The organism is Streptococcus cristatus (assembly GCF_963529205.1).
Lineage (GTDB): Bacteria > Bacillota > Bacilli > Lactobacillales > Streptococcaceae > Streptococcus > Streptococcus cristatus_O.
Window position 1 is genome coordinate 1 of sequence record NZ_CAURYF010000065.1, and the last position, 4084, is coordinate 4084.

5 protein-coding genes are annotated in these 4084 nt (G+C 41.1%); all 5 read left to right on the top strand.

Features of this window, described 5'->3' with window-relative positions:
- The coding region (pgk, locus tag RWS39_RS09250) for a phosphoglycerate kinase (protein ID WP_314482837.1) at positions 1-324 on the top strand (324 nt) is incomplete at its 5' end.
- A 567-nt stretch (positions 325-891) separates the two neighbouring features.
- Complete coding sequence (locus RWS39_RS09255; RefSeq protein WP_005591664.1) at positions 892-1416, top strand: FUSC family protein; 525 nt, start codon at positions 892-894, stop codon at positions 1414-1416.
- A gap of 75 nt (positions 1417-1491) precedes the next feature.
- Positions 1492-1857: a MerR family transcriptional regulator gene (locus RWS39_RS09260; protein WP_314482840.1), complete on the top strand. Its 366-nt coding sequence runs from the start codon at positions 1492-1494 to the stop codon at positions 1855-1857.
- 30 nt (positions 1858-1887) lie between these two features.
- Entirely contained in the window at positions 1888-3234 is a 1347-nt protein-coding gene (gene glnA, locus RWS39_RS09265) for a type I glutamate--ammonia ligase (protein WP_005591666.1), read from the top strand.
- A gap of 185 nt (positions 3235-3419) precedes the next feature.
- Positions 3420-4084 (top strand): phosphoribosylaminoimidazolesuccinocarboxamide synthase (gene purC / locus RWS39_RS09270; RefSeq protein WP_314482844.1); only part of this gene is annotated, 665 nt, incomplete at its 3' end.

Sequence of the window (4084 nt, forward strand, 5' to 3'; positions counted from 1 at the left end):
CCAGGTTTCCTTGGTTTGGATATCGGTCCTAAATCTATCGCTAAATTCGACGAAGCCTTGACTGGTGCGAAAACAGTTGTATGGAACGGACCTATGGGTGTATTTGAAAACCCTGACTTCCAAGCTGGTACAATCGGTGTCATGGACGCTATCGTGAAACAACCTGGCGTGAAATCAATCATCGGTGGTGGTGACTCAGCTGCCGCAGCTATCAACCTTGGTCGCGCAGACAAGTTCTCATGGATTAGTACGGGCGGAGGCGCTTCTATGGAGCTTCTTGAAGGTAAAGTATTGCCAGGTTTGGCTGCACTTACAGAAAAATAATTTCAGCCCGTTAGTCTCTACAAAATCCTGATTTTGTAGAAAAAGGAACAAAACTGAAACGTTAACAAAAAGGTGGCTATTTCACCTTTTTGTGTTAGTGGAGGTATTTGTGACGCGGTGGTGGAGCATCAATGGAACTCCTTGAAGGTAAAGTTCTTCCAGGACTTGCAGCTTTGACTGAAAAATAATATTTGTAATGGAAGAGAGTAGGACAGAAATCGGTAATTCGTTAGAATTCGATTTCGTCGTCCCACCTCCGCACAGTTGAGTAGGGCTGTAAAAGCTGATGAAATCAGCGTAGTAGAGCCCACTCAACCACTGCGTCTTGCTCGACAATCTAAAGACAATTGAGAGGCTAGGACTTTTGTCCCAGCCTCTTTTCTCTTGTCTTTGTAAGATCTAGTCATATTTTCTTACTAACTGATTGGCAACGGGAAATGTATCTAGAAAAGAGAGGGAGCAGCTATGTCTTTTTGCTAGATGGTTAACAATAAACTGGATGGACAGAGCCTTTTTATTAGAAAATATGTTAGAATAAAGATAGTTTACTTTTAAAAGGGAAAAGGCATGAGCTATTTTAGTAAGTACAAATTTGATAAATCGAAATTCCGCTTGGGTATGAGGACGATGAAAACAGGGATAGCAGTCTTTATTGTCCTACTCATTTTTGGCATGTTTGGCTGGAAGGGGCTCCAGATTGGGGCTTTGACAGCGGTGTTTAGCCTGCGGGAAGATTTTGATAAAAGTGTTCATTTTGGGACTTCTCGTATTTTAGGAAATAGTGTCGGGGGCTTTTATGCCTTGCTATTCTATCTGTTGGGAAATTTATTGAACGGCCAATTTTGGGTGACCTTGGTATTTGTGCCAATCTGTACGATGCTGACGATCATGACCAATGTCGCTATGAATAATAAGGCTGGAGTGATTGGTGGTGTTTCAGCTATGCTGATTATCACTCTCTCCATTAGTCCGGAAGATACTATTTTATACGTTTTTGCTAGAGTTTTTGAAACCTTTATGGGTGTCTTTGTTGCAATAGTGGTAAATTCCGATGTGGATAGAATTAAGAATTTCTTTAAATCTATAAATTAAAATGTGTGAGAAAATCTCACATTGGTTGTTGACATACAAAAAAAATTAGTTATAATAGTGCATAGAGAGGAAAAAATGAAGGAAAAAGAGTTTCGCCGAAATATGGCAGTCTTTCCCATAGGTAGCGTTATGAAGTTAACGGACTTATCTGCCCGTCAGATTCGATATTATGAGGAGCAAAACCTCATCACTCCCCTTCGGAATGAGGGTAATCGTCGAATGTATTCTCTGAATGATATGGACCGACTTTTGGAAATTAAGGACTATATTTCTGAGGGCTATAATATCGCTGCTATCAAACAGAAATATGCTGAGCGTGAAGCTAAATCCCACAAAACGATTAGCGAAAAGGAAGTCCGTCGGGCTCTCCACAATGATATTTTACAGCAAGGTCGTTTTGGCTCTTCTCTGCCAACCTTTGGTCACATGCGTCGGCCATAAACTATTTTTTAAAACTATAAGGAGTTACCCATGCCCATTACAGCAGCTGATATTCGTCGCGAAGTAAAAGAAAAAAACGTCACTTTCATCCGTCTTATGTTCTCTGATATTTTGGGAACCATGAAAAACGTTGAAATTCCAGCAACGGATGAGCAGCTTGAAAAGGTCTTGTCAAATAAGGCCATGTTTGACGGTTCGTCTATCGAGGGATTTGTTCGGATCAATGAATCTGACATGTATCTATATCCTGATTTGGATACTTGGACAGTTTTCCCTTGGGGAGATGAGAATGGCAGTGTAGCAGGCTTGATCTGTGATGTTTATACGACAGAACATGTTCCCTTTGCAGGAGATCCTCGTAGCAACCTTAAGCGAGCTCTCAAACATATGGAAGCACTGGGCTTCAAGTCTTTTAATCTTGGTCCTGAGCCAGAATTTTTCCTTTTCAAACTGGATGAAAATGGCGATCCGACACTGGAAGTGAATGACAAGGGTGGATACTTTGACTTGGCGCCGACAGACTTGGCGGATAATACCCGTCGAGAAATTGTCAATGTTTTGACTAAGATGGGGTTTGAAGTGGAAGCGAGTCACCATGAGGTGGCAGTCGGTCAGCACGAGATTGACTTTAAGTATGATGAAGTGCTTCGCGCTTGTGATAAGATTCAGATTTTCAAATTGGTGGTGAAAACCATTGCTCGTAAGCACGGTCTCTATGCGACTTTCATGGCTAAGCCAAAGTTTGGTATTGCTGGTTCTGGTATGCACTGTAATATGTCCCTCTTTGACCAAGATGGAAATAATGCATTTTATGATCCAGAAGATCCAAAAGGAATGCAGTTGTCTGAGACAGCCTACTATTTCTTGGGCGGTTTGATTAAGCACGCCTATAACTATACGGCTATCATGAATCCAACTGTCAACTCTTATAAACGTTTGGTGCCTGGCTTTGAAGCGCCAGTTTACATCGCTTGGGCTGGGCAAAATCGCTCACCTTTGGTTCGAGTACCGGCATCGCGTGGCATGGGAACTCGCTTGGAGTTGCGTTCAGTAGACCCTATGGCTAATCCTTATATCGCTATGGCAGTGCTCCTAGAAGTGGGACTGCATGGAGTGGAAAATAAAATCGAAGCGCCAGCTCCAATCGAGGAAAATATCTATGTGATGACAGCTGAGGAACGCAAGGAAGCTGGTATTACTGACCTGCCATCTACTCTCCATAATGCCCTTAAGGCTTTAACTGAAGATGAGGTCGTCAAGGCAGCTTTGGGTAACCATATTTATACTAGCTTTGTTGAAGCCAAGCGTATTGAATGGGCTAGTTATGCGACCTTCGTTTCCCAATGGGAAATTGATAATTATTTGGACTTATATTAATGAATTCTAGAACAGGGCTTGAAAAAGTCCTGTTTTTGTATGAGGAAAATATATTTTCAGCTTTTTACTGTTAATTTTTCCAATACCTTTCCTGTTTTTACATCTATAATGTACGGGAAAAGCTTGTAAAATATATTTAAAAGTGATACACTTAAAGCATAAAAACACGAAAGGCGAATAATAAAATGTCAAACAAGTTGTTATATTCGGGAAAAGCAAAGGATATTTTTGCGACAGAAGATGAGCAGGTGATTTTGTCCCGCTACAAGGATCAGGCGACTGCTTTTAACGGTGTCAAGAAGGAGCAGATTGCGGGTAAAGGAGTTTTGAATAATCAGATTTCAGCCTTTATCTTTGAAAAGTTGAACGCTGCCGGTGTAGCAACGCATTTTATCGAGAAAATCTCAGATACAGATCAGCTTAATAAAAAAGTTGACATTATTCCTTTGGAAGTCGTACTTCGCAACTACACAGCTGGTTCCTTTTCAAAACGTTTTGGCGTAGAAGAAGGTATCGCATTTGAGACTCCAATTGTAGAATTTTACTATAAAAATGATGATTTGGATGATCCCTTTATCAATGACGAGCATGTGAAATTCCTTAAAATTGCGGATGACCAGCAGATTGCCTACTTGAAGGAAGAAACGCGTCGTATCAATGAGCTTTTGAAAGCTTGGTTTGCTGAAATTGGTCTTAAATTGATTGACTTTAAGCTAGAGTTTGGTTTTGACAAGGATGGCAAGATTATCTTGGCAGACGAATTTTCACCAGATAACTGCCGTTTGTGGGATGCAGATGGCAACCACATGGACAAGGATGTTTTCCGCCGTGGCTTGGGTGAATTGACGGA